Source organism: Exiguobacterium sp. s43, from assembly GCF_018617255.1.
GTDB lineage: Bacteria > Bacillota > Bacilli > Exiguobacteriales > Exiguobacteriaceae > Exiguobacterium > Exiguobacterium profundum.
Map to the genome: position 1 here is coordinate 1 of NZ_JACSJT010000005.1, position 21,312 is coordinate 21,312.

Consider the following 21,312-nt stretch of genomic DNA (forward strand, 5'->3'; position numbering starts at 1 on the left):
CCAATCCGTTATGCCTCGTATTACTACGATGAGGATTTGAAGCTTTACTATTTGATGGCACGTTATTATCATCCGGAGCATGCGGTGTTCCTATCGGTTGATCCTATATTAGATAGTGATGAATCGATTGAAATGGCGAACGGTTATAGTTATGTAACAAATAGTCCTACCACAAATGTTGATCCCACTGGATTAGTACAGGTTGATAGTAAAACACAACATGGAGCAGGTCCTGCAGGAGGAGGTTTATTTACTGGAAGAACAATAACTATTCCGTTTGAACTTCATATAAAAAACATGAGGCATATCTTCTCTGATAGTCATATAAGGAAAGGAATTATGAAGCTGGGAAAAACTAGAGATAGTATATACAAATCAGCTTTGAAAAAAATTAAGAAAGTCAATAAATTTAAAGTTGGCTCAAATGAAATACGAACAAAAATTAATGGACATAAAGTGATAATTCGAATTTATATAAATAAACAAGGAAAAGTTCAGAGTATAAACTTGTTCAAAGGAACTTCAAACCACATTAAAGGGTTTTTGATTAGGATGTAATAAATACTAAGGAGGAGAAAAAGTGAATATCAATCAAGAAATTAATAAGATACAGGAAATGGCACAATCATCTAAGAAGCTCAAATTTGCGATTCAGTCTGCAAGAGAATTAGTTCGAAATCACCCTGATAATCTAGATGCTTGGACTACTTTGATTAGTGCAGAGATGGCTACACCGGAAGAAGATTATGAAAATGCCTCAAAACATTTATTCGAAGCGTATAACAAATTTCCAGATAACTCGGTTCTTTTTGCTCTTGGAATTTATCTGTCTGCTTCATTCTTTTGTCCTTTAGAAGAAAAAAATGTTGCAGAAATTGAATCTAAGATTGATGAAATGGATAATAAATCTAAAGGAATAGTGTATTTCACTTTGGCTGAATTTTATTTATTAAATAAAAATCCTGAGCAATACGAATCGTATCTCTTAAAAGCAATAAACGTTTACTCAGAATTCCCTAGATATTATCTAGATCTCGGGTTGTTCTATATTTCGAATAATAATGAAGAAGGAAAATTATATATTAAAAAAGGGTTGGATAAAGTAAGAGGATGCTTCAGTGGATCAGCAAGAATCAATGTAACATTCACCTTATATAGTTTCATTGATGAAATAATTGGTGGCTTATATCTTTTTGATGAAAACTATAAGGAACTTAAGGAACTTAGTAGCTAAAATGAAATGAGTAGTTGTAATATCAAATCATCTAAGTTGTTTTAGAAATGAACGATGGATATTTTGCGACAATAACAATAATCTAGTTCCCTAATCGGAAAGAACAGGATTGATGAGATGCTTAGTGAACAGCAAAACCGTTACGCTTTGTATTATTATGATAATGTAGCGGTCGAGACCCGGTTTGAAGTGTCCATGTCTGTGAATTTTATTGTATAAAGGAGCAGTGACTTGAGCACAGCAAACAAACATGATTTCGAGTTTTGGAGAATGCTTGAAGACGGTTTGTTGGAGAAGGAATAGCTATCCGGCATCATGCGTGAACGTCTAACGCCAAAATGCGAATTCGCTCATCACACTGTTGCCCCCATGACGGCCCGATAACAAGAGCTGCTGGCTCAGACGCTCCTGGACCTTTCTATCGGGAGGCACGGAGCGTAAGAGCAAGGTCAAAACCAAAAACGTGGGCGCGTCTCACGCCACGCGAGGAACACCATTCGGTCGAATGGTGTTTTTGTTTGATATTCATTTAGTAATTTCTACTTGATTCGAAATTGATTAAAGAATCAGCTCACTTTAATACAACGTTTATGGTATTATTTAATAAAATCATCATTGTGTTAAAGGGAGGTTTGGCATGTATACGATTGACGAAGCATTTGAAATCTTATCGAAGAACAAGCTCACAAGCCACAAGGAGACGGTCCGCAACTGGGTACGAAAAGGCGTGATCCGGGCAGAACCGCTCGAGTCACGTAAAAAAGGCTATCGGATCAGTGAGGAGGCGCTGGAACAGTTCATCAAAGAACGGATGCCGGAAGGATGGGGGCTGTATCCGGAGTCGGTGACGGGGGAAGCAGGGGATGTCGTCAAGAATGAAGAAGAGGCCCCGTATCATGTCGAAATCGATATAGAAGCGATTAAAGAAAGGGCTCGCGAGGAGATGTGGTACGAGCTTCTCGGTAAATTCGTGTTCGAGGATTACTTCGTCCTGAAGAAGTCCGAGGTCAAGGTTGCCGTCGAGCATATGCGGTATTCAAAAGAGTTTGAAGCCGAAGTATGGGAACGTTGCTCGGAGCACACGTGGGGCCACGCAACACCACGAGTCCCCTACCTGCTCGATTACTTCATGTTCGAAGGAGAGCGGATTCCCTTCAATAAAGATTTCGGTGGAAGAGATGAGCAAATCATCCACGCGTTAATTGAGAAAATTCGGCTCGACAAAGTGAAGAGAAAACGTAAATGAATATAAAAAGACATTCTCTTAAAAAATGGAGAATGTCTTTTTTACAATCATCATTGTTTTAATTTTTGGGTTGAAATCATTCCCCGACCATCCCGTCATTGTCGTTATCACGCATATAAGGATAAAGCCAATGGTCGCTCATTATCGGCATCGTGAAACCGGCGTCTTTCGCCTATTGAATCGTCACCTGACCGTCTCCATTCGTATCTCATCACCAGCAGGCTCGTTCGTGGCTGGGGATTCCAACTCACTTTCTGTGAGTGCCTCGTTCAACTCGTCCGGATTGACCTTGTCGAACGAGTCGGTAATCACATTTCTTTGGACCGCATATGTGTATTGGTAATGTGATGTAATATATGTTTTCGTATCTAGATATGTGATGATCATTTTAAAGTCAATCGCGCCGCCGTCCTTACGGATAACATGTCACCTGTCGAGCTTACTGTATTCGACGCCTGAAACCTTAACGACCGTCTGACATGACACGGATCAATTTACAATGCTCATTCGTGGACGCACAATACTCGCAATCCCCATATTTGATATCGACAGGTCCTTCTGTAATAGTCGCCACACTTGATTCCGTGGTGCCCGGCTCGGACGTCTTGATGTTTTTCCTCTGTCGTAAGTATTTTTTCTGTGTTCTCTACTGTAGAGGAACTGCTCTCTTGGGAACATCAGGAAAATAAAGGTATAGCTTGAGGTGCGGCTGAGTAAGTGAAATTCATTTCCTTTCTCTTTGAATGAATAGTTTCAGTATTACCAATTCTTTTATTTATCTGACTGTGAATCCAAGTTGTTTGAGACTCGTGTATATCCAATTTCATCATTAAGGACCTCTGTTCGTTTGCTTACTCATCAAATATAAAAAACGAACATTGATAAAAAGATGAGTTAATGGACAATTAAGACAAAATGAAAAGGACTATTTAAAGCCCTTTTCATTTTTTGTGAAAAGATAAACAAATATGTCTTTCTAACGTTCGTTTAAAAAACTAGAGCGGCGTTCAATTTATTCAAGACATTTTTATTTTTTTCAATAGCCTTAACTATTCTCGACTGTTCTTGTAGAGGCGGTAAAGGAATTAAAGAAAGTCCAAAAGTTGTACCTGAAATCTCTTTGAAAGTTGTACCTGAAGCTTTTTTTTGTAAATAAGGAGTCATGACTTTTAGCGCGTAATAAATATATTCAACGTCGACTAAAATAGGAGAAAATGATTTGCATCCCTGATTCGTAGCATAATCAGTTGTCATAATATTAATATGTCCAATTGGTGCTCTGCTAGAATAAACTATCGAATTTTTAGGAATTAATTGAGCAGAAGAATTCGATAGCCCCTGAGAAGTAATGACTCTATCTGAAGTTGATAAGTATTTAGAATTTTTATTTTTCCCCATATCGCTTGGTGTAATCCAAGTGATATTACCATTCCAGTAATCAGGAACTGCCGTTTTAGGAGTACCGCCAGAAGTAATAATTCCAATATTTTTTAACCGCACCCATGCCCAAGTTTCAGGAATATCAAAAGGAATTTCTTCTTCAGTTATAGGAGGCAACGATTTTTCTTTCTTAATGATTTTTTCTTTAATCATTTGTTCTTTTTGTTCAGATATTTGTTTCAATAACTTTGAAGCGGGTTCATCTGAAGTATCTTGATTAACTAATTTACCTTGTATTGCGTAATGGAGAATTGATTTTTCTAAACGTTTTGGAAAGATTTTTTTTTCTTCTTCAAGGTTTGTATAGTAGTAATGATATTCTTTAACTTTTGCTAATAAAGCATCTATTTTTTCAGATATTAATTTTTGTTCTTCTAGAGGCGGAAGAGGAACAATCAACTCTTTTAGAACTTTTGTTTTTATACCTTTTACAGTAGTGCCTGTAGCCATTTTTAAAATTTGAGTCTTTGCTTGATTTGACATTAAATAATAAAACAAAAACTTATTATGGCAATTAGTATTCACTTGGATTGTAATTAAACGTTGTGCTGTAGCAAATAGTTGATCTAAATTATTTATAGCCACATTACCTAATGGAGCCTCAGTTGTGAAAAAGATATTTCCTTTTTGAGGGTATCCTCTAGTCATCCACTTTGGGTAATCTTCTTCGGAAATAAACTCAGCTGGCTCTAAATTTATAAAACCATCTTTTATGTTTTTTGCGGTAATTAATCTAACTCCAGAACTGGTTTTCTTAGGAGTACGACCACGGTAATCAATAAAAGTTGTAAAATCACCTAATTTATAAGTCTCCCAGTGTACGGGAACAGAAAAATCATTTAAAAATTCTTTTCTTGTTAAATCTTTATTTGATTCATTAGATTGGAGGATTAATTCTCCTGAAAAAGCCAGTTGTAAAAGTGATTTTTTCACTTGATTTGCATTCATTTAACTTCACCTAACATAGATTGAATTTCACTTAAGATACTATCGATTTCATGATTTAGACGTGAGCGCTCTGCTACATAGTTTTCTATCAGTTCTTGAGGCTCTAAGATAACTTCTTCATCTTGAGGGAACTTACATAAATCAAGGTTGTACTTCCGGTCGATAATTTCTTCCGCTGTAAACTTACGTGCTTTTTCGTTCTTTCCATCGATGATTTCTACACGATTATTCCACCACTCTAAGGCAGGTTCAAAATGTTCTAGTTTGATTGGACGTGTTTTAGAAAAGTTTTTATACCCTTCTGGCATGTCTAATCGGTAAACCCAAACATCTTCTGTCGGTTTTGTTTTATCAAAGAACAACATATTTGTGTGGATGGATGTATATGGTGCGAATACGCTATGCGGCAACCGGATAATCGTATGCAAATTGAATTCTTTGATCAGTTTTTCTTTAATCGCGAGCTTCGATCCATCTTCACCAAACAAAAAACCATCTGGTAAGATGACGCCAGCGCGACCATCTTTTTTCAACCGGTACATAATAACAGACATAAACAAGTCAGCCGTTTCACTACTGCGTAATTCGAGTGGGAAATTCATTTTAATCCCATCAATCTCTGATCCGCCGTAAGGAGGATTCATTAGAATGACTTCAAATTTTTCACGTTCTGAATAATCTCGTACATTCTTTTCTAAAGAGTTACCATGCACAATCATTGGATTATCAATGTCATGGAGCAATAAGTTCGTAATGGCGAGTAAGTAAGGAAACGCCTTCTTTTCAATCCCGAAGACAGAAGCATTATAGAGCTCTCGTTCCTCTGTTGTCGTGACTTGTTGAATTAAGTGATTCAACGATGAAGTTAAGAATCCACCGGTTCCACAAGCGAAGTCGGCGACACGCTCTCCGAGTTGAGGATTAGTGACTTGTACCATAAAGTCAGTCGTCGCACGGGGAGAGTAGAACTCTCCCGATGCGCGCTGTGCTTGAAGATCCTTTAAAATTTGTTCATAAATTTCGTTAAAGGCATGACGTTCTTTGTAGTCAGTAAAATCAATTTCATCAATAACGTTTACGACCTGGCGTAAGAGCACACCATTTTTCATATAGTTGTTCGCATCTTCAAAAGCAAATTTGACGATGGATTTACTTACCGGTGTCAATTCGTCTACCGGAAGCGTTTTAAGAGTAGGGAAAAGAGTACCGTTCACGAAATTGAGAAGTGCTTCTCCTGTTAAGGATTTTCCGTCTTTCTTATCGACGGCCCAATTTTCCCAACGGCATTCTTCTGGAATGATGGAAGTGTAGTTATCGTCATGCAACTCCCATTGTTCTTCTTTAGCTGCATAGACTTTAAGGAACAAAATCCAAACGATTTGTTCGAGACGCTGCGCGTCACCAGAAATTCCGGCGTCGTTACGCATAATGTTTTGCATATTCTTTACAAACGAGGTGATTGACATGAATTACAACTCCTAGGAAATATAAATTTCATCTTTTAATTGTTTTAATGCATTTAAATACTCTTTTTTTCCACCAAAAGCCTTAACGATTTTAAGTGAACTGCCGAAACGCTGAAACTCTGGGAGTTCAAGAACGGTAGTGCCGTCAATTTCTTTGACCCCTTCATTTTGGTACTTATCAAGCAATAATTCGAGGACATCACGAGCCACATCTTGATACTGGTAGATATAACCACGTTTTTTCACGTTGTTCGCTCGCTCAGTCTTTGTCAGTGGTTTTTGATCGTACGCTAAGTGACAAATCAAATCAAACTCATCGAGATTCTTCAAGTGTGGTTCCTCGTCGAACAAAGCCTCTAATAAAACACCGTGCTTCTTCAGTTCATCAAGAAGTGATTGTTTTTGTTCGGTACTTTTCCATTTTCGTAAAAACTCTTCTAACGTGGCATATTCACTACGAATATTGCGCTTCGTATAATCAATCAAATTTTCAGTGATGAGTTTTCCGCCCACATCATAATAATAAACACGTTCATTAGAAATTCGTACATCGACATCGTTGACTCGATATTTTTTGGGTGCTGCGTAATAGTCATCTTCATCACCGTTTCCGCCTGGAAGTCCAGTAGGAGAAGGGGTGTTCGTATTCGGTGTTCCACTAGGATCATTTGTTTCGTCCGGTAGCTCACCATCTTCAGGCACTTCGTAAATGACTTCAGGGTCTCCATCAAACTCTGGATCAGCAAATAGACGACTAACATTACGGAAGTCCATGATAGTGAAGTATTCTTTTCCAAATTCGGGATCAAGACGGGTCCCTCGACCAATAATCTGCTTAAATTCAGTCATCGAGTTGATATTTGAATCGAGTACGATGAGGCGACACGTCTTAGCATCGACGCCTGTAGTTAACAATTTCGATGTGGTCACAATTGTCGGATATTGGCTTGAACGATCGATAAAGTTGTCGAGCTGCGCCTTCCCCTCAGGCGTATCACCCGTGATGCGCATGATGTACTTTGAATTCTCTCTTACTAAGTCAGAGTTAAGATTGACTAATGCGCTGCGCATACGTTCTGCGTGGTCGATGTTTGCACAGAACACAATCGTCTTCATATACCGATCATGCTTTTTTAAGAATTCTGTGATTCGTTTGGCGACCTCTTCGGTGCGTCCATCAATAATCATGTTTCGATCAAAATCGGAAATGTTATACTCTCGATCTTCAATCTCATTTCCGAACATATCGACTTTCCCTTTTTCAGGGCGGTAACCTTCTAAATCACGATCTAACCCGACTCGAACGACTTTATATGGAGCAAGGAATCCGTCATCAATTCCTTGTTTTAAACTGTACGTATAGATCGGTTCACCGAAATACGTAATGTTTGAAGTGTCCTTCGTTTCTTTTGGCGTAGCAGTCAAACCAATATGTGTCGTATCGGGCCCACTGAAGTATTCTAACACTTTACGCCAGCGACTTTCTTCTTTAGCTGATCCACGATGAGCCTCATCGATAATAACTAAATCGAAAAAGTCAGGCTCGAATTGTCGGAAAGGCTCCATTCCATCTTCACCAGCTAACTGTTGATAGAGCGCTGTATAGACTTCGTAAGCGCTATCGAGAACTCGATTTTCTACTTTTGTCATGACTTTTTCAAACGGCTTGAAGTCGTTGATCATGGTTTGATCAACTAAAATATTACGATCGGCTAAGAAAAGAATCCGCTTCTTAATCCCAGCTTTCCAGAGACGATAGATAATTTGGAAGGCAGTATAGGTTTTCCCCGTTCCTGTTGCCATAACGAGCATGATACGGTTTTGGCCTTGGGCGATTGCATCAAGCGTACGGTTGATTGCGACACGTTGATAGTAGCGCGGTGTTTTATCACCGAGTTGATAGTAATACGGCTCATTGATTAATTCTTCTTGTTCGGTGCTTAAACCGGCATCTTGTTGATAGCGTGACCAAAGAACATCGTGAGAAGGGAACTCTGACAATGAAATCGTCCGTTCTTCACCCGTTAAGCGATTGTGTTCAACGAATGCATCCCCATTCGAACTGTAAGCATAGGGGATATCCAAGATTTCCGCATAATCAATAGCTTGTTGCATTCCTCCGCCTACTGGATGATTGTTATCTTTGGCTTCGATGATCGCCAAGGGATAGTTGCTTTTGTGCATTAACAAATAGTCTGCACGTTTGCCTTCAGCTCTAGCAGTCAAATTACCACGAACAATTACACGTCCATCAGTAAAGTAATGCTCAAAATAAATTTGAGACTGCATGTCCCAGCCAGAATTTAAAATGGCGGGAGTAATGAATTTATTTTTGATGTCTTCTTCGGTCATAGCGTGCTTCGGTTTCATAGATGCTCCTCCTTAGGGCTATCGAGATCTTCTATAGATATTTTACAGCAATTGGGTGTTAGAACCTTAACCAATATTTTTATAGATGACTTTTTAAATTGTTTTTCATCTATAAACAGTGTCTTCTGATCGATTTTTCATTGCTTGCGTGTCTAGAACAAGGCCTATAAGCAGCAAATCAATCTTTAGAGGTAAATAAAGGTTCAGGATAACACCCGCTTCGAAACCTAGATGTAGATTACATGAACGATGACGCCTTCAGAGGTTGTTACGTATGGGTAGGAGAAATGTTGTAGAACTCTTTTAACTGGGTCAACGTCACTTCGATTCCAACTTGTTCGAGACGTTCTTTCACTTTCGCGAATAAACTTTCAATCATTGGTAAACGGACCTCATCTTCACCGTAATGAATTTTACGATGACAATTTGGACATAAGCACACGATATTCGCAGCTCGATCTAGATCCACTTCAGGAAACTTCGGATGATTGGAGATTCCAACAAAATGATGAGCCTCAGCATATCTTTGGCCGGTGCTCTTTGAAAGAAATGTTTCATGATTTTCGTTCAATTCACAGGTGTAATTCGCACGAACTAAAGCTAAAGCTGCTTCTTTTGCACTGCGAGGGTAACGCGCTTTTCCTAAGTTATCTGTAACCACTGTTTTAGGGGGCCGTGGTTCTTCTTTTGGCTCATCAGAAGAATCTACTTTTAACTCATTGGCGAGCTTTTGAAAACTTTCTTCGTCAGTTTCTAGAAATTCTAGATCATCTTCTAAAAGAAGATAGTCGTTAAGTTCTTCTGCATTCCTTCCATTCAGCAGCACAACAATTTTATTGTATGTTTCTAGCAGACTTCTGAAATCGTTTATCATTTCAAATTCATCTGGGAGCGAACTAGCATCATAGTATTTTCCGCAGATGTGACCTGCCTCATACCCAAACGCTAAACTCGCTTCTGAGTGAAGATCGATGGTTGTTAACTGAAATTGACTAGGAATTTCAATTCTCGAACGGATAATTTCCGCTGTCTTTTGAATTTTTTGTCGTCCTTCCTTATCTCTGTATTTATTTCGGAAGTACGTATACCCCTGGTTTAAACTCAAATAAAATCCAGACATATCTTCTCTAAATAAATAGACTACATAGTATCCGCGCTGCGCGCTCGAGGTCACGCTACGGTCGAAAACACCTATCCATGGAACTCTAGCCCAAACCCCTTTTCCTGGAGAACCAATCACTTTGTAACGACTACTATCAATCTTTAGTGCATCGTTTACTATTTTGACCAGATCATTGCGTAGGAAATCAGCTAAAGAATTATCTTTAAATGATTTCTCTTTTTCAGTGGGGTAGTTTTCAAGAATTTGCTTAAATGCCGTTACACACGATGAGGGTTCACTTACTTTTTTAGTAGCTTGTGCAATTGAAACGTGAGGGTTTACAAAGTATTCAGCGGAAATAGAAAAATGATTGGCTAACTTTGTTAATGTTTCTAGATCGAGTCGCTGCGTCCCGTTTTCGATCTTATTCAGCATGACATGGCGTACCCCGATAGCTTGAGCTAAGTCTCGTAGACTAATGCTGTGGTATTCACGTAGCTTTTGTACCTTCATCCCTACTTCATTTGTTTCATTATTCATATTATACCTCCTCAAAGTCGAATTAAAATAGCGTTTGTTTCGATTTTATTTTATTGTTTGTTAATAATATATCATTTAGATTGTATCTTTAAAAGTATTTTTTGGAACATATTTATTCGATTTGAGACGACGATTTTTTTATTTTCTGTAGCTTGCGTCCTGTTTCCGTACTCTAGCTCGCTGGTCGTCAGTGCAAGGGACGTCAAAAAAATGACGCGCCCTCCGGCCCGTCTTCCTTCGCTTTTGGCTCAAAGCAAGGCTTTTCGCTCGTTGGCTACGGAAGCCTGGTCCTCCGTTTGCTCTACGCATTTTTTTGAGGCTCTCCCTGCGGTCGCCCTTGCACCGTCTCCCGACGCTCGCTGCGTTCCCGTCAACAGGACGCACAACGGTGTTCGTTCTGAGGACAGCTTATCCGAAAGGGGACAAACCATCATGGAACTATCGTCAATCATCGAGGTCATCCGTATCAAACAAGAGGTTCGCGAGGAAATGGTCGCCCTCGAGCACGCCGTCATCCAGTCACCCGACAACGCCCGACAAATCGGGGCATCCTTTATCGGGGATGATGACCGGGAGGTGTTCCTCGTCATCATGCTCAACACGAAGAATCGGGTCATCGGCGTCCATCGGGCGCATGTCGGGAGCGTCAATTCGAGCGTCGTCCATCCGCGAGAAATCTTCAAATGCGCCATCTTGAACAATGCCTCGTGCATCATCGCCTGTCACCAACATCCGAGCGGGGACCCGAGCCCGAGCCGGGAGGACATCCTCGTCTCCGAACGGTTACATGAAGCGGGGGACCTCATCGGCATCCCGGTGCTCGACCATCTCATCCTCGGGTCGGACGAGTCGTACGTCAGCATGAAACAGCGAGGTTACATGGGTTGAACGGAATGGAATGGGGCCGGGGGACCGGTCCTGGTCCGTCCGGTAAGGGCAAGGAAGAAAAACGTGCGTTTTTCTTTGACGGGATGGGCGACTCGCGTTGCTCTCGCCTGGATCCAGAATTCGAATCCGGAAAAAGGAATGTTTTCGCGTGGCGAAAACAAATGATTTGGTGAGAAGTCAAAGGCATAAAGAAATCACGTTGCTCTGTCTTTTCATGAATGTGTATTTGTGATGAATTGATGAAAAAATGGGTGCTTGTTTGGTGAAAATGGTCGTTTTTCCTACGTAAGCCCTGGGCTTGTTTCAAACAAGCCCAGGGCTTATATGAAACAAGTCGAGATGTTGAGAGGTCAGATTCAAGGTATTGTTGAGCTATCAACAGGAGAGGATGATTCAAATGAGTCACACATTGGACCAACAAACGATCAAAGAGATGAAAGAGGTATTGCTTAGAAGACTTCCTGAACGGATGGATATCGATCCTGAGGCATTCGAGTTGGTGAGCATGGATATCCTTTGTGAGGTGAAAGAAGGGGAACGATTAAAACAAATGACGGTCTTCTTTAATACGAACACGCTTCAAGTACATAACTGATTGTTTCGAAATGTATACATGTATACTTGTAGATTTGTATACATGTATACATTTTTATTTAGTGAGTCTTTGAACGAAGCGTGAATCCCATAAGTATTGGGAATTGGTCTATAAAAACTGAAAGGGGTGAGGCGTGATGGACGAGCGGATACTTGATGACTATGCGTTCGATGGATTGGATCCGTTCGTCCGGACCGTGTTCTCTGAATTGATGGAGCGTCCCGATTGGATGCGCGTCGTCGACAGGGAACATGGCGTCGAGAAGGTCGTCCGGTTCGATGAAGGACGGAACTCGCCTTACTTCCGCGTGGTGATCTATGTAGATTCTGAAGAGCGTCCGATTAAGATCGTATATCTATATGGGACATGGGTGGTGGGGAATGGAGACGTCAGTTTTGTGGTCTCAGAGCTCTCCAAGGGTGTATTCGAATATGAAGTGATGCATGTCCATTGGCTCATCAAGTATCGGTTCGAGGATTGGAGCGTGTTTGAAGACGGGGCCTGGGAGAAGGAATGGTGATCCGGGCTCATGCGTGAGCGTCTAACGCCAGGAGGCGAAGTCGCTCATCGCACCGCTGCCTCCCTGACGGTCCGATACTCAACGCCGCATCTCTATGTTCCTGGCCCTTTCTGACGGGAGGCACGGAGCGTAAGAGCAAGGTCAAAACCAAAAACGTGGGCGTGTCTCACGCCACGCGAGGAACACCATTCGGTCGAATGGTGTTTTTTATAAATGATTTTGACTTAGATCATTAAATGATCTAAGCCTCACTGTAAATTTCTTTTTTCAATGTTTTCCTAAGTACCCGACATCTTAAAATGGCTTATTTGATGCTATTAAAAGCGGATGAAGGTCGGGATATTTTGCTTCAGATTAGTAAATCGTTCGATATTGTAGATATCGTCAGGATCAATAACCGATTCGAGCTCATGAAGCGCATCAGGTAGACTATCTAGTAGAGTTTTCTTTGCTTTCAAGATGGCATGAGCAAGTGCATCGGATGTAGCGTACCGCTCCAGAGACAACTGAACTGTGAGTTTGATATCGCTAGAAGCATTGAGGTCATCGTCAAATATTACGTAACTAGCGAGTGCATCCAACATTTTGGTTGTATATGAGAAGGATGGGAGCTCAGCAAAAAAATTGGTACCATCGTCTAAATTGTGTCTAATCTCTAAATGACTGCGTCCATGTGAAATTTTGAATTCGAACTCATCTACGTATAACATTACTTCGACAGTCTGCATTTTGCTTGTTACATTGACGCGTGTGTACTCTCGACTACCTCGGCTACGCCGACGGATTTCACCGCGTGCGATAGAAGCGAAGGCTTCAGGTATATCGTCTTCAAAGAAAAAAACGTCTGCGGCTACCCATTTAAGCTCATTCTCATCATTTTTAACTTGGATTTGTCCCCATCGTACATCTTTAACTGTATAGGTATTAAGGTGCGAAATGGATTGAGAGGTGTATGTTCGCGCGACCACACGTTCGCCGATTTTAGGCGCACGAGCTTGGGTAAGGCAATTCTTGCAACGGGACAATGCTCTCATTTTTTCTTCACGTGTATAAGACATAAACAATATCTCCTATTCAAACGTGCTAGCAAGCACTTTATTTAGTATTATTTTCAGCTGATCTAATCATGTGATGATAACTGTTTAGCTATGTATGTAATTCATTTTTTGTCATGTGCGCGCTACATTGGATGATTTGCTGTGAAACGTTAGTCGGCTTAATTTTTAGATATCTTTGGAGGATTTTGAACTATTATCAGTTTTTTTAAAGTAATTAATAGTACGAAAAAGGAACCTGGGTTATTTTTATATTAGGTTTCATGTGAAATATTAAAGCAATATGGTTAAAGCCTAATTATAATGAGACTATATTGAATAATTTTACAATAAATTCATACGAGGTGATAGAGGATGAATAAATGGATCAAGATTGGGAGTGCCGTTCTATTTAGTGGAGTGCTATTGGTGTCGCCATATGGGGAAGCATCGGCCGCTGCGAGCATCAAAGTCCATTACATCGATGTCGGGCAAGGAGACGCCATCTACATCAAGATGCCAAGCGGTGAGGATGTCATCATCGACGGTGGGAACAAAGGAAAGGGCGATGTCATCGTCGCCTACCTTAAAAAGCAAAAAGTGGACGACATCGAGGTGTTGATCTCGACGCATCCGGACGCCGATCATATCGGTGGGTTAGACGAAATCTTGGATGCCTATCGTGTCGAGAACGTCTACGCGCCGAAAGTGAAGCACACTACCCAGGCCTACAAAGACTTCCTTCAAGCCGTCAAACGGGAAGGGAAGACCATCAAAACGGCACAGGCCGGAGTGAAACTGCCAATCAAAGGTGTGAGTGCGAAATTTGTCGGTCCGGTCAAATCCTACTCGAACAGTGACTTGAACAATTGGAGTGCAGTCCTTCATGTCACGTACAAGAAGAACACCTTCTTGTTCACAGGGGACGCGGAACATGTTTCTGAGAAGGACATGATGGCGAAGAAGCAGACGCTCCGGGCGGATGTCTTGAAAGTGGGCCATCACGGTGCCAAGACGTCGACGAGTAGCACGTTCCTGAACACGGTCAAACCTAAGCATGCCATCATCAGCGTCGGGAAGAACAGCTATGGGCACCCGACGTCCGAAGTGGTGACGAACTTGAAGCGACAAAAAGTGAATACGCTTCGTACAGATAAAAACGGCACAATCATCATCACAGGGAACGGCTCAAGCTATGCCGTGAAAAAATCAAAATGAAGCGACGTAAAGGAATCATCGACCGCTTTGAAGAGGATTTGGCTGTTGTCGAATTCGGGGAAGTGATGGAGGACATTCCAAAGTCGCGACTCCCTGATTCGATTCAATCTGGGGATGTACTTTGGTTTTACGAAGATGGACGAGTTGAGATAGATTCAGAGGAAAAGCAACGATTATCAAAAGAAATCGATGCGTTGATGGACGAGCTTTGGGAAGATTGATGAGATTTTTATTTTTTAAGGATGGTGGTGGCAGATGAAATTTAGATGTATATGCAAAGAATGTCGCATAAAAGATAAAAATGATTTTTTTAGCAAAGAAGAATTTCAAGGATTAAATTACTTTCATGTATTAAATCATTATCACTTTGACGAAGAATATGCATATGCCAAAAAGGATATTTATATAGAAGTAGATGTGCAAGACAAGAGAGGTTTTATTTTTGAGTGTAAAGAAGGACATGTGTCTGTCGGAGCGGTGAGTATAGAAACTTATGAATTATTGTATGATCGAGCAATATTTGCTTATGACGATGCTTACTATAGAGAAACAGTTGCCAACCTAGCTGCTTCAATAGAAAGGTTTCATGAACACTGTGTCAATTTGATGCTGTACATAGGTGAAATTGAACAGGAATATGTCCATTCGCTTTGGAAGAGAGTTAGTAAACAATCTGAGAGACAATATGGGGCTTTTTTGTTTCTTTACTTGAATTTATTTAAATTACCACCGCCAGAAATGAAGAAAATCAACAACAAGCTTGAATGGTTATCTTTTCGAAATAATGTAATCCACTCAGGATATTTCCCTTCAAAAGAAGAAGCAGAGAAATCGATCGAAATCACTTCACAATATATCAAAGAAATAAGAGAAAAGTTTATGAGTGAAATTGGCAAAGGTCAGGTGCTTAATTATCACCATGAGCAAGATATAAAAACGTACGACGACTTAATCGAAACATATCAACGGAGTGGGGGCTCTGATTTAGAAAATGTCGATATATCTGATGTGATTATTATTCCTTATCTAAACATAAAGAAATATAAAGAAACTTATATGAGTGACAGTACTTCAAATATGAGTGACAGTACTTCAAAAATTGAGAAGAGTTTAGAAGAAAAAATTATGGAATTCAAACGACTTAACTTAACAGCATATAGGTTCTAAGTACTGAATGCTTAATATGTTAAAAAATGATGTAGTGAAAAAAGGAGGTTCGAGCGAGTGGAAAGTACTTTGTATTTAAAGTTGAAAACAGGTGAGCAATATAAAGTCGATAATTTTACGGATTTAAACGTATTTCTAGAAGTCATTGACGAATTTATAAAGTTCAATCATATGACGGATAACTATATGAATGACTTTTTTAAATTAAGTGTCGATGATGGGAACGCCCTTGCCTTCAACGTATTGGAAATTCGAACGGTATATCAAAAGAACAGCATAGAAAGTAACTAGTATGGGACTTTTAAAAGCCCCATACTTAAAAACTAAATTAAGCGTTCAATATTCAACAATGCAGTTCTAGAAAGAGATTTCTTTTCATTATCGAGCAACACATTATGCCAACTAGATTCAAGATTTTTGAGGATTGGTTTTTCCACCTTATTGTTCTTTTCTAAGTCATGTAATGGATGAACTGTTCTTTCAGGGTCAAAATGACCACTGATCAAAGGTTGAGTGGGTAGCGCGACAGTGTAGGCAACGAGTCCATCTTCACTAAAGTCATGATTATTGGCAATGCCGAACTGTTGAAACCCAAGTCCCTTACCATGAATATACATAAGTGGCTCATCGACGCGATCCAGCATCAGGTTCGTTTCGAGGGTCGCTTTTGCATTTAGATAGGATTCTACTTCTTCGGGAAACACACCTTGTACGGCGTGAACCCGTTCGTAGAGTGTGAGGTCGGAGTCTTTCCATCCCATACGCTGATCTAGTTGCTCGATATATTCAAGTAGAGTCTGTTCCTTTTCTTGCTCCAACGCGCGTACCTTTTCTAAGTGTGACTCGATATGATCAAGGAAGGTCGCGGATGTCTGATGGACTTCTTGCAACAACTTTTCTTTGTCGAGGAGCTCCTTGTCTTTCGTCCAACCGGCCAGATAGGAGAGTGAGAAGTCGTCCGTCGGGAACCCGAGCTGATGTGAGACGACATAGGCGACCATCTCGGCCTGGAACTCCTTCTCGGGTGCCGTGAGCGGTTGGTCTCGTTCAAGATTCCGTTCCTGGTTGTGGAGCTCTGCGTGGGCGAGCTCGTGGATCAGGACGTTGACGTCTTCAATCGATGTGTTCCGCGGGTTCAAGGCGATCGCATGCAGCTCCGGATAGTAACAACCCTTCGCAGTCCCGATCTCATCGAGCGGTTCCTCCAATAGCGTCACATTCCGGGCATCCGCGAGCGTCGTCAAGGCGTCACGGATGTCTTGTTCGTTCTCAATCCCGCCGTCCCGGTGATACCGTTTGAAGATGTCCGAGACCTCGATTCCTTTCTCGCGCGCGTCGGTTTGCGTGTACTCGAACACGTGACCGATCTTGAAGTACATCATCTTCCGTGACGAGATGCGTCCTTGTTTCACGCCTTCCTTGATTGGCTTCGGTGCCTTGCTGAGCGGTACCCATTCGTCTTTATGCAGGGCGTACGTCACCGGGTTCGGGACGAACACTTTGATGCCACGCTCACCTTTTTGGACCTGCGCGCCTTGCTTCTCCCAGAATGGATAAGAACCGACCGCGACCGCACCAGGAAATTGGGACTCGATCAAGACCGCGTTCCGCATCGAGTATTGATGGAACTTGCCGAGGAACTGCAGATGTTCTCGAATCTTTTCTGGGCTCTCGAAGTAGCTGTCGATTTGTTGTCCCATCTGTTCGGTCAAGGCCTCGAGCTCGGCCTTCCGTTCTTCGTTCGTCTTCATCTTGGCCATCGTGTCAGACTCCTTCCTTCAACAAGTCGGTGACAGATTCATCACTATCCGCAAAATCGTTCAGTTCACGTTCAAGTTGTGGCAACGTTTCCGGGATATCGAGTAACAGCCGTGTCCGTTCGAAATTGACGGGAAGCAAGACGATCTCGTCTTTTGCAATGGCGGTTAAAAGCTGATGCTCAGATATTGATATCGGGATGTTGTACTGTTTTCCATAGATGAGGACCGTGACGCTTTTCGGTTGAAGCGTCAACAGTTGTCCCATCGTGAAGGGACGGTCAAGTGGTCGCATAGGATTCATCCTCTCTCAAAAGTTAGTGTGTCCTTCTTCTGTTTTTGGTGCTCGATGCGTTCCTGGACGATACGTTCCGCCGTCTCGAGGAACGTCGGCTTGAATTGGTCCGTCGTCATGATGTCCTCGATGCCCTCGGTCTGCATGAGTGCTTGTAGGAGCTCTGTCAGGATCTGTCCGTGCCGATCAGAGCGGTTCGCGGCGAGTCGAATCCGCTCGAGTTCCGTTGAAACCTGTTCATTCATCATTTCCTCGATATGACGGGATACCTGCGTGCTAATTGAGCGGATGAGGAACTGCATGTCCCACTTCTCGTCGGCCAGTTGTCTATGCTCGTCTGCGATGTGGTCGATGACTTGACCGAGGTGGCCGAAGCGTTTGTCGTCGGCGAACTCTTCCAAATACGCGACCGTCTCCGGCTTCAATCGAAGACGGATCTGTCTCAACTCTTCCATCGTCCTCCCTCACTTTCCATATTCGATGTCTCGTTCCAACTGTTCGAAAGCACGTTGATTCTTCAAGTGTTCGAATTCGTCGTTCATGTGCCGCTCGATCCGGTAGAGTGATTCGTTGAATATTTTTTGTTGGTTGAATGCGCGTCGGATCGGATGTTTTGGGGCTCCTTTTTTCTCCAATATCACCTGTTCTTTTGACAAGTCGCGCATCTCTGAGAGGATGGCATTCCCCATCCGGGTGTAGAGGTCCTGTCGTTTCGTCGTCCGGTAATGCTCGGCTTTCTCCGTGTCGCCGTAGCTGCGACGATGGAACGCTACCTCCTGCTCGAGTCGCGCGTTGAAGGCTTGAAACTCTGATTTGAAGTGAATGTCGATATAACTGTCGGTCAGACGATTGAGCGATTCACGGAGCGGTTGCATCCCGTTCATGTTGTAGCGCCATTGACGTTTGTCTTCCGGCAACCGCTCATAGATGTCCTTGAACTGACGGACGAGCTCCGGATGCAGGACACGGTTCGGGAGCGTTTGGATCTTCCGGTTCCGTTTATGGGCGATCAGTTCGTCTCTTATGAACGCGTTCAGTTTCTCCTGTTCTTTCGTCCGGTCGGCGAGGGAATGGATGACCTTCGACTTCATCAGCTCGATTGATTTCGGTTTGCGTTTGCCGCGCTCGCGTATATGGCTCGTCTCGACGATGGCGACATGTACGTGAATGTTGTCGGTGTTGTAATGCACGGCACCGGTCCAGTAGGCGTGGACCATCTTTTCTTTTTGGAGCATTGCCTCGACCGCGTTCCGCGTCGCCTGGATTAATCGTTTCTCGTCGATGAGGTCGTCGTGGAGCACACCGGTCTCCCGTAGCCAGGTGTTATCGAATGAGATGACGTCCTGCCAGAGAATGCTCCCTTTCTCTTGCGCTTGCTTGAAGATGTCGCGGACGGCGCGCCGCTTTCCGTCGTTCAACCGGTCGTCCTCGCGTGTAAACAGACCGCTCGACTTCGTCTCGTCTTCCATATAGTCGTGATACGTCTCGAACTGTTCGCGGCTGTCTTTCGCATCCGGTCGATTGATGTATTCGAGGTATGTCGTGTACTGACGCGATTTCTTTTTTGTACTAGGCACCTTGAACTTCGACTTGATGACGACACCGGGTGTCTCACGCATCCTGCATCACCTCGTTCAACAAACGGGTCACTTCGGCGAGCTCGTCCGCACTCCGTTTCAGGTGGAGCGTGTTCGCCTCGAGCTGTCGTTCCAGTCGCTCGACCTGCGTCGATTGGATACCGTTCGCGCACCAGGAGGCAAGCAGTTCTTTCAAGTATTGTTGCCGGGAGCGATTGTGTTCCTTCGCCCATTCATCGATTTGCTTCACGATGACGGGGTCGATGTCGCGGAGTAACAGATCCATTTGCCTGACCACCTTTCTGGAGGCTGTATATTGCCAATGTCCTAAAAGTTCGTTCAAAGAGCATAAGGGGAAACTGCTATCACTTGTCGTGATAGCCCAGGCAGAGCCTGGGGTTTCCGTGATATCACCAAAAGTCCGAAAACGGCACGAAATGTGCCAGTAAAACCAGCGATTTGGCACGAAATGTGCCACTTAAATCGACAGTTCTCGGAGCCGGACGCGCAGTTTGTCGTGCTTTTCTTCGAGCGCTTTGACGGACTGTTCGAGCTTTTCGAGTTCAAGTGTGAGCTCGTCACGCTTCCGACCGAGGTCGAAGATCTCGTTCTCCTGTTCGACCTGTTCGTCGAGCGAGAGGTAGGGGAGTTCACTTTCAAGTTCCTCTTTGTCACTATCGAGTCGCTTGATCTGTTGCCGCTGCGCTTCGACCGACTGCTGCGTCGTGTCCAACTGTTTCTCGGTCTCCGCGAGCTCATCCTCGACGAACAATCTCGTGAAAGTTGTCTCGTCAGATGAATCGTGGCTCGCCTGTTCGATGGTCCGACGGTCGGCATAAAGTGACGTTAAAAGACCATCCTCTCGTTCCTCAGGTGTGAGTTCCTCGATTGATTGCGATTCATTCAATCCATAGATTCGAACAGCCAGCTGGTCGAAGCCGTTCGGCACGTCTTTCAATTCGAGCACATATTGGTCGCTCCGTTCATACAGCAAAGTGACTTCCTTCTCAGAATCCGGACGCGCCTTATAGACGTAGCGGAAGAGATAGTCATTCGTGTTACCTGGTGTCTCATCGAGCGAGAGTCGGATGCGGATTGTCTTCGTCTCGGTATCGTAACTAGACGCGTGTAGCGTCACTGTCTCCCCGTTCGAGAGTCGGATTGCCTCGTTGATTGGCGTCTCATTGACCGGCGATTCTTCAGCAAAGAAGAACGACGAAGTACCGAAAAAGAGGAAGCCGACGACAAAGAATACGCCGAGTCCGAGGTAGAACCGGGAGATGTTCTGGGTGAGACGCCGTCGCGTTTGTCGTCGCATCTAGATCCCTCCTTCCGGTGTCAGTTCTTCCATTTCTGTGACGACCAAACGTCCGTCGATGGACTCGAACGTCAAGGCCAACAGTTCTTGCGTCGTCTCTTCATAACCCGTCTCGGTGATCAATAGGTCCTGTTCGAACCGTACGAGACATTCTTCTCCGGAGACAGAAGGGAACACCTCGATATTGAGGGCGGTCGTCTCGAACGTGCCGACATCGCTCCCGTCCGCGGCGAAGAGCGTGACCGCGAGTTCCTCCGACATGACGTCCTTCGCCTGTCGTTTCTGGGTCGTGTAACTGTCCTTCGTGATGGTGAAGGCGTACTCGACGAAGCGCGTCGCGCGTGTCGTCAGCTCCTCCATTCGTTCCGTCTCCTTCGAAGCGACGACTTGTTCGGTGTCCGACGACGACTCTTCAGAGGTTACCGATTCAGAGTGAGTGACGCTCTCATTTTCCGTCTGATTCGTGTCTGAAGTACTCGTGACAGCCGTCGCTTGTTGATAGAAAAAGACGTTCGCTGCGATCGAAATCAGGAGCAGTACCCCGAACAGATACGCGAGGTGACGTGCGGTGAAGTTCATTCTTCCTCCTCCTTTTCA

At 43.1% G+C, this 21,312-nt stretch carries 23 protein-coding genes; 11 read left to right on the top strand and 12 right to left on the bottom strand.

Features of this window, described 5'->3' with window-relative positions:
• The 4 genes from KNO79_RS14155 to KNO79_RS15770 all read left to right on the top strand — a co-directional run.
• Positions 1-558 (top strand): RHS repeat-associated core domain-containing protein (locus KNO79_RS14155; RefSeq protein WP_214691580.1); only part of this gene is annotated, 558 nt, incomplete at its 5' end.
• 22 nt (positions 559-580) lie between these two features.
• Positions 581-1,234, top strand: a complete 654-nt coding sequence (locus KNO79_RS14160) for a tetratricopeptide repeat protein (protein ID WP_214691581.1) — start codon at positions 581-583, stop codon at positions 1,232-1,234.
• 637 nt (positions 1,235-1,871) lie between these two features.
• Positions 1,872-2,480: a helix-turn-helix domain-containing protein gene (locus KNO79_RS14165; RefSeq protein WP_214691582.1), complete on the top strand. Its 609-nt coding sequence runs from the start codon at positions 1,872-1,874 to the stop codon at positions 2,478-2,480.
• A 130-nt stretch (positions 2,481-2,610) separates the two neighbouring features.
• Entirely contained in the window at positions 2,611-2,823 is a 213-nt protein-coding gene (locus KNO79_RS15770) for a hypothetical protein (RefSeq protein WP_214691583.1), read from the top strand.
• A 644-nt stretch (positions 2,824-3,467) separates the two neighbouring features.
• Here KNO79_RS15770 and KNO79_RS14175 read toward each other — a convergent pair.
• From KNO79_RS14175 to KNO79_RS14190, 4 genes are all read right to left on the bottom strand, one after another.
• Positions 3,468-4,868: a restriction endonuclease subunit S gene (locus KNO79_RS14175; RefSeq protein ID WP_214691584.1), complete on the bottom strand. Its 1,401-nt coding sequence runs from the start codon at positions 4,866-4,868 to the stop codon at positions 3,468-3,470.
• Positions 4,865-6,334: a class I SAM-dependent DNA methyltransferase gene (locus KNO79_RS14180; RefSeq protein ID WP_214691585.1), complete on the bottom strand. Its 1,470-nt coding sequence runs from the start codon at positions 6,332-6,334 to the stop codon at positions 4,865-4,867. The genes KNO79_RS14175 and KNO79_RS14180 overlap by 4 nt, the downstream gene beginning before the upstream one ends.
• A gap of 12 nt (positions 6,335-6,346) precedes the next feature.
• Positions 6,347-8,704 carry an EcoAI/FtnUII family type I restriction enzme subunit R gene (hsdR, locus tag KNO79_RS14185; RefSeq protein WP_251125346.1) on the bottom strand — a complete coding sequence of 786 codons (2,358 nt, stop codon included), beginning with the start codon at positions 8,702-8,704 and terminating at the stop codon, positions 6,347-6,349.
• Between the two features lie 268 nt (positions 8,705-8,972).
• A complete protein-coding gene (locus tag KNO79_RS14190) occupies positions 8,973-10,346 on the bottom strand; it encodes an MrcB family domain-containing protein (protein WP_214691586.1) in 1,374 nt (457 codons plus the stop codon).
• 432 nt (positions 10,347-10,778) lie between these two features.
• Here KNO79_RS14190 and KNO79_RS14195 point away from each other — a divergent pair, with 432 nt between their 5' ends.
• The 3 genes from KNO79_RS14195 (at position 10,779) to KNO79_RS14205 (ending at position 12,349) form a co-directional block, all read left to right on the top strand.
• Complete coding sequence (locus tag KNO79_RS14195; protein ID WP_211783008.1) at positions 10,779-11,234, top strand: JAB domain-containing protein; 456 nt, start codon at positions 10,779-10,781, stop codon at positions 11,232-11,234.
• Positions 11,235-11,631: 397 nt separating this feature from the next.
• The gene (locus tag KNO79_RS14200) at positions 11,632-11,829 is read left to right on the top strand and encodes a hypothetical protein (RefSeq protein ID WP_214686153.1); all 198 of its coding nucleotides are present in this window, start codon (positions 11,632-11,634) and stop codon (positions 11,827-11,829) included.
• Positions 11,830-11,965: 136 nt separating this feature from the next.
• Entirely contained in the window at positions 11,966-12,349 is a 384-nt protein-coding gene (locus KNO79_RS14205) for a hypothetical protein (protein ID WP_214691587.1), read from the top strand.
• Between the two features lie 317 nt (positions 12,350-12,666).
• Here KNO79_RS14205 and KNO79_RS14210 read toward each other — a convergent pair whose 3' ends face one another.
• A complete protein-coding gene (locus tag KNO79_RS14210) occupies positions 12,667-13,407 on the bottom strand; it encodes a hypothetical protein (RefSeq protein ID WP_214691588.1) in 741 nt (246 codons plus the stop codon).
• A gap of 351 nt (positions 13,408-13,758) precedes the next feature.
• Here KNO79_RS14210 and KNO79_RS14215 point away from each other — a divergent pair, with 351 nt between their 5' ends.
• From KNO79_RS14215 to KNO79_RS14230, 4 genes are read left to right on the top strand one after another with little or no spacing between them, the layout of a single operon-like run.
• Entirely contained in the window at positions 13,759-14,601 is an 843-nt protein-coding gene (locus tag KNO79_RS14215; protein ID WP_214691589.1) for a ComEC/Rec2 family competence protein, read from the top strand.
• Positions 14,598-14,822, top strand: coding sequence for a DUF3006 domain-containing protein (locus KNO79_RS14220; protein ID WP_214691590.1), 225 nt, complete (start codon positions 14,598-14,600; stop codon positions 14,820-14,822). The genes KNO79_RS14215 and KNO79_RS14220 overlap by 4 nt, the downstream gene beginning before the upstream one ends.
• Positions 14,823-14,856: 34 nt before the next feature.
• Positions 14,857-15,768, top strand: coding sequence for a hypothetical protein (locus tag KNO79_RS14225; RefSeq protein ID WP_214691591.1), 912 nt, complete (start codon positions 14,857-14,859; stop codon positions 15,766-15,768).
• Between the two features lie 57 nt (positions 15,769-15,825).
• A complete protein-coding gene (locus KNO79_RS14230; protein ID WP_214691592.1) occupies positions 15,826-16,059 on the top strand; it encodes a hypothetical protein in 234 nt (77 codons plus the stop codon).
• Positions 16,060-16,091: 32 nt separating this feature from the next.
• Here the strand turns inward: KNO79_RS14230 and KNO79_RS14235 are convergent, their stop codons facing one another.
• The 7 genes from KNO79_RS14235 to KNO79_RS14265 all read right to left on the bottom strand — a co-directional run bounded on the left by KNO79_RS14235 (position 16,092) and on the right by KNO79_RS14265 (position 21,294).
• Positions 16,092-17,528: an ImmA/IrrE family metallo-endopeptidase gene (locus KNO79_RS14235; RefSeq protein ID WP_214691593.1), complete on the bottom strand. Its 1,437-nt coding sequence runs from the start codon at positions 17,526-17,528 to the stop codon at positions 16,092-16,094.
• Between the two features lie 4 nt (positions 17,529-17,532).
• Positions 17,533-17,820, bottom strand: coding sequence for a hypothetical protein (locus KNO79_RS14240; RefSeq protein ID WP_214691594.1), 288 nt, complete (start codon positions 17,818-17,820; stop codon positions 17,533-17,535).
• Positions 17,821-17,825: 5 nt separating this feature from the next.
• The gene (locus KNO79_RS14245) at positions 17,826-18,275 is read right to left on the bottom strand and encodes a hypothetical protein (RefSeq protein WP_214691595.1); all 450 of its coding nucleotides are present in this window, start codon (positions 18,273-18,275) and stop codon (positions 17,826-17,828) included.
• A 9-nt stretch (positions 18,276-18,284) separates the two neighbouring features.
• The gene (mobP2, locus tag KNO79_RS14250; RefSeq protein WP_214691596.1) at positions 18,285-19,439 is read right to left on the bottom strand and encodes a MobP2 family relaxase; all 1,155 of its coding nucleotides are present in this window, start codon (positions 19,437-19,439) and stop codon (positions 18,285-18,287) included.
• A complete protein-coding gene (locus KNO79_RS14255; protein WP_029596487.1) occupies positions 19,432-19,683 on the bottom strand; it encodes a hypothetical protein in 252 nt (83 codons plus the stop codon). Before KNO79_RS14255 ends, mobP2 begins: the two co-directional genes overlap by 8 nt.
• 192 nt (positions 19,684-19,875) lie before the next feature.
• The gene (locus KNO79_RS14260) at positions 19,876-20,715 is read right to left on the bottom strand and encodes a hypothetical protein (RefSeq protein ID WP_214691597.1); all 840 of its coding nucleotides are present in this window, start codon (positions 20,713-20,715) and stop codon (positions 19,876-19,878) included.
• The gene (locus KNO79_RS14265; protein ID WP_214691598.1) at positions 20,716-21,294 is read right to left on the bottom strand and encodes a hypothetical protein; all 579 of its coding nucleotides are present in this window, start codon (positions 21,292-21,294) and stop codon (positions 20,716-20,718) included.
• Positions 21,295-21,312: the final 18 nt, after the last annotated feature.

Excerpts from the sequence above, each read along its gene's own strand:
- KNO79_RS14220 (WP_214691590.1), top strand. The coding sequence starts at position 14,598 with ATGAAGCGACGTAAAGGAATCATCGACCGCTTTGAAGAGGATTTGGCT.
- KNO79_RS14180 (WP_214691585.1), bottom strand. The coding sequence starts at position 6,334 with ATGTCAATCACCTCGTTTGTAAAGAATATGCAAAACATTATGCGTAAC.
- KNO79_RS14235 (WP_214691593.1), bottom strand. The coding sequence starts at position 17,528 with ATGGCCAAGATGAAGACGAACGAAGAACGGAAGGCCGAGCTCGAGGCC.
- KNO79_RS14215 (WP_214691589.1), top strand. The coding sequence starts at position 13,759 with ATGAATAAATGGATCAAGATTGGGAGTGCCGTTCTATTTAGTGGAGTG.
- KNO79_RS15770 (WP_214691583.1), top strand. The coding sequence starts at position 2,611 with ATGGTCGCTCATTATCGGCATCGTGAAACCGGCGTCTTTCGCCTATTG.
- KNO79_RS14190 (WP_214691586.1), bottom strand. The coding sequence starts at position 10,346 with ATGAATAATGAAACAAATGAAGTAGGGATGAAGGTACAAAAGCTACGT.
- hsdR (WP_251125346.1), bottom strand. The coding sequence starts at position 8,704 with ATGAAACCGAAGCACGCTATGACCGAAGAAGACATCAAAAATAAATTC.
- KNO79_RS14245 (WP_214691595.1), bottom strand. The coding sequence starts at position 18,275 with ATGGAAGAGTTGAGACAGATCCGTCTTCGATTGAAGCCGGAGACGGTC.
- KNO79_RS14240 (WP_214691594.1), bottom strand. The coding sequence starts at position 17,820 with ATGCGACCACTTGACCGTCCCTTCACGATGGGACAACTGTTGACGCTT.
- KNO79_RS14200 (WP_214686153.1), top strand. The coding sequence starts at position 11,632 with ATGAGTCACACATTGGACCAACAAACGATCAAAGAGATGAAAGAGGTA.
- mobP2 (WP_214691596.1), bottom strand. The coding sequence starts at position 19,439 with ATGCGTGAGACACCCGGTGTCGTCATCAAGTCGAAGTTCAAGGTGCCT.
- KNO79_RS14195 (WP_211783008.1), top strand. The coding sequence starts at position 10,779 with ATGGAACTATCGTCAATCATCGAGGTCATCCGTATCAAACAAGAGGTT.
- KNO79_RS14175 (WP_214691584.1), bottom strand. The coding sequence starts at position 4,868 with ATGAATGCAAATCAAGTGAAAAAATCACTTTTACAACTGGCTTTTTCA.
- KNO79_RS14225 (WP_214691591.1), top strand. The coding sequence starts at position 14,857 with ATGAAATTTAGATGTATATGCAAAGAATGTCGCATAAAAGATAAAAAT.
- KNO79_RS14210 (WP_214691588.1), bottom strand. The coding sequence starts at position 13,407 with ATGTCTTATACACGTGAAGAAAAAATGAGAGCATTGTCCCGTTGCAAG.
- KNO79_RS14260 (WP_214691597.1), bottom strand. The coding sequence starts at position 20,715 with ATGCGACGACAAACGCGACGGCGTCTCACCCAGAACATCTCCCGGTTC.
- KNO79_RS14205 (WP_214691587.1), top strand. The coding sequence starts at position 11,966 with ATGGACGAGCGGATACTTGATGACTATGCGTTCGATGGATTGGATCCG.
- KNO79_RS14265 (WP_214691598.1), bottom strand. The coding sequence starts at position 21,294 with ATGAACTTCACCGCACGTCACCTCGCGTATCTGTTCGGGGTACTGCTC.
- KNO79_RS14255 (WP_029596487.1), bottom strand. The coding sequence starts at position 19,683 with ATGGATCTGTTACTCCGCGACATCGACCCCGTCATCGTGAAGCAAATC.
- KNO79_RS14165 (WP_214691582.1), top strand. The coding sequence starts at position 1,872 with ATGTATACGATTGACGAAGCATTTGAAATCTTATCGAAGAACAAGCTC.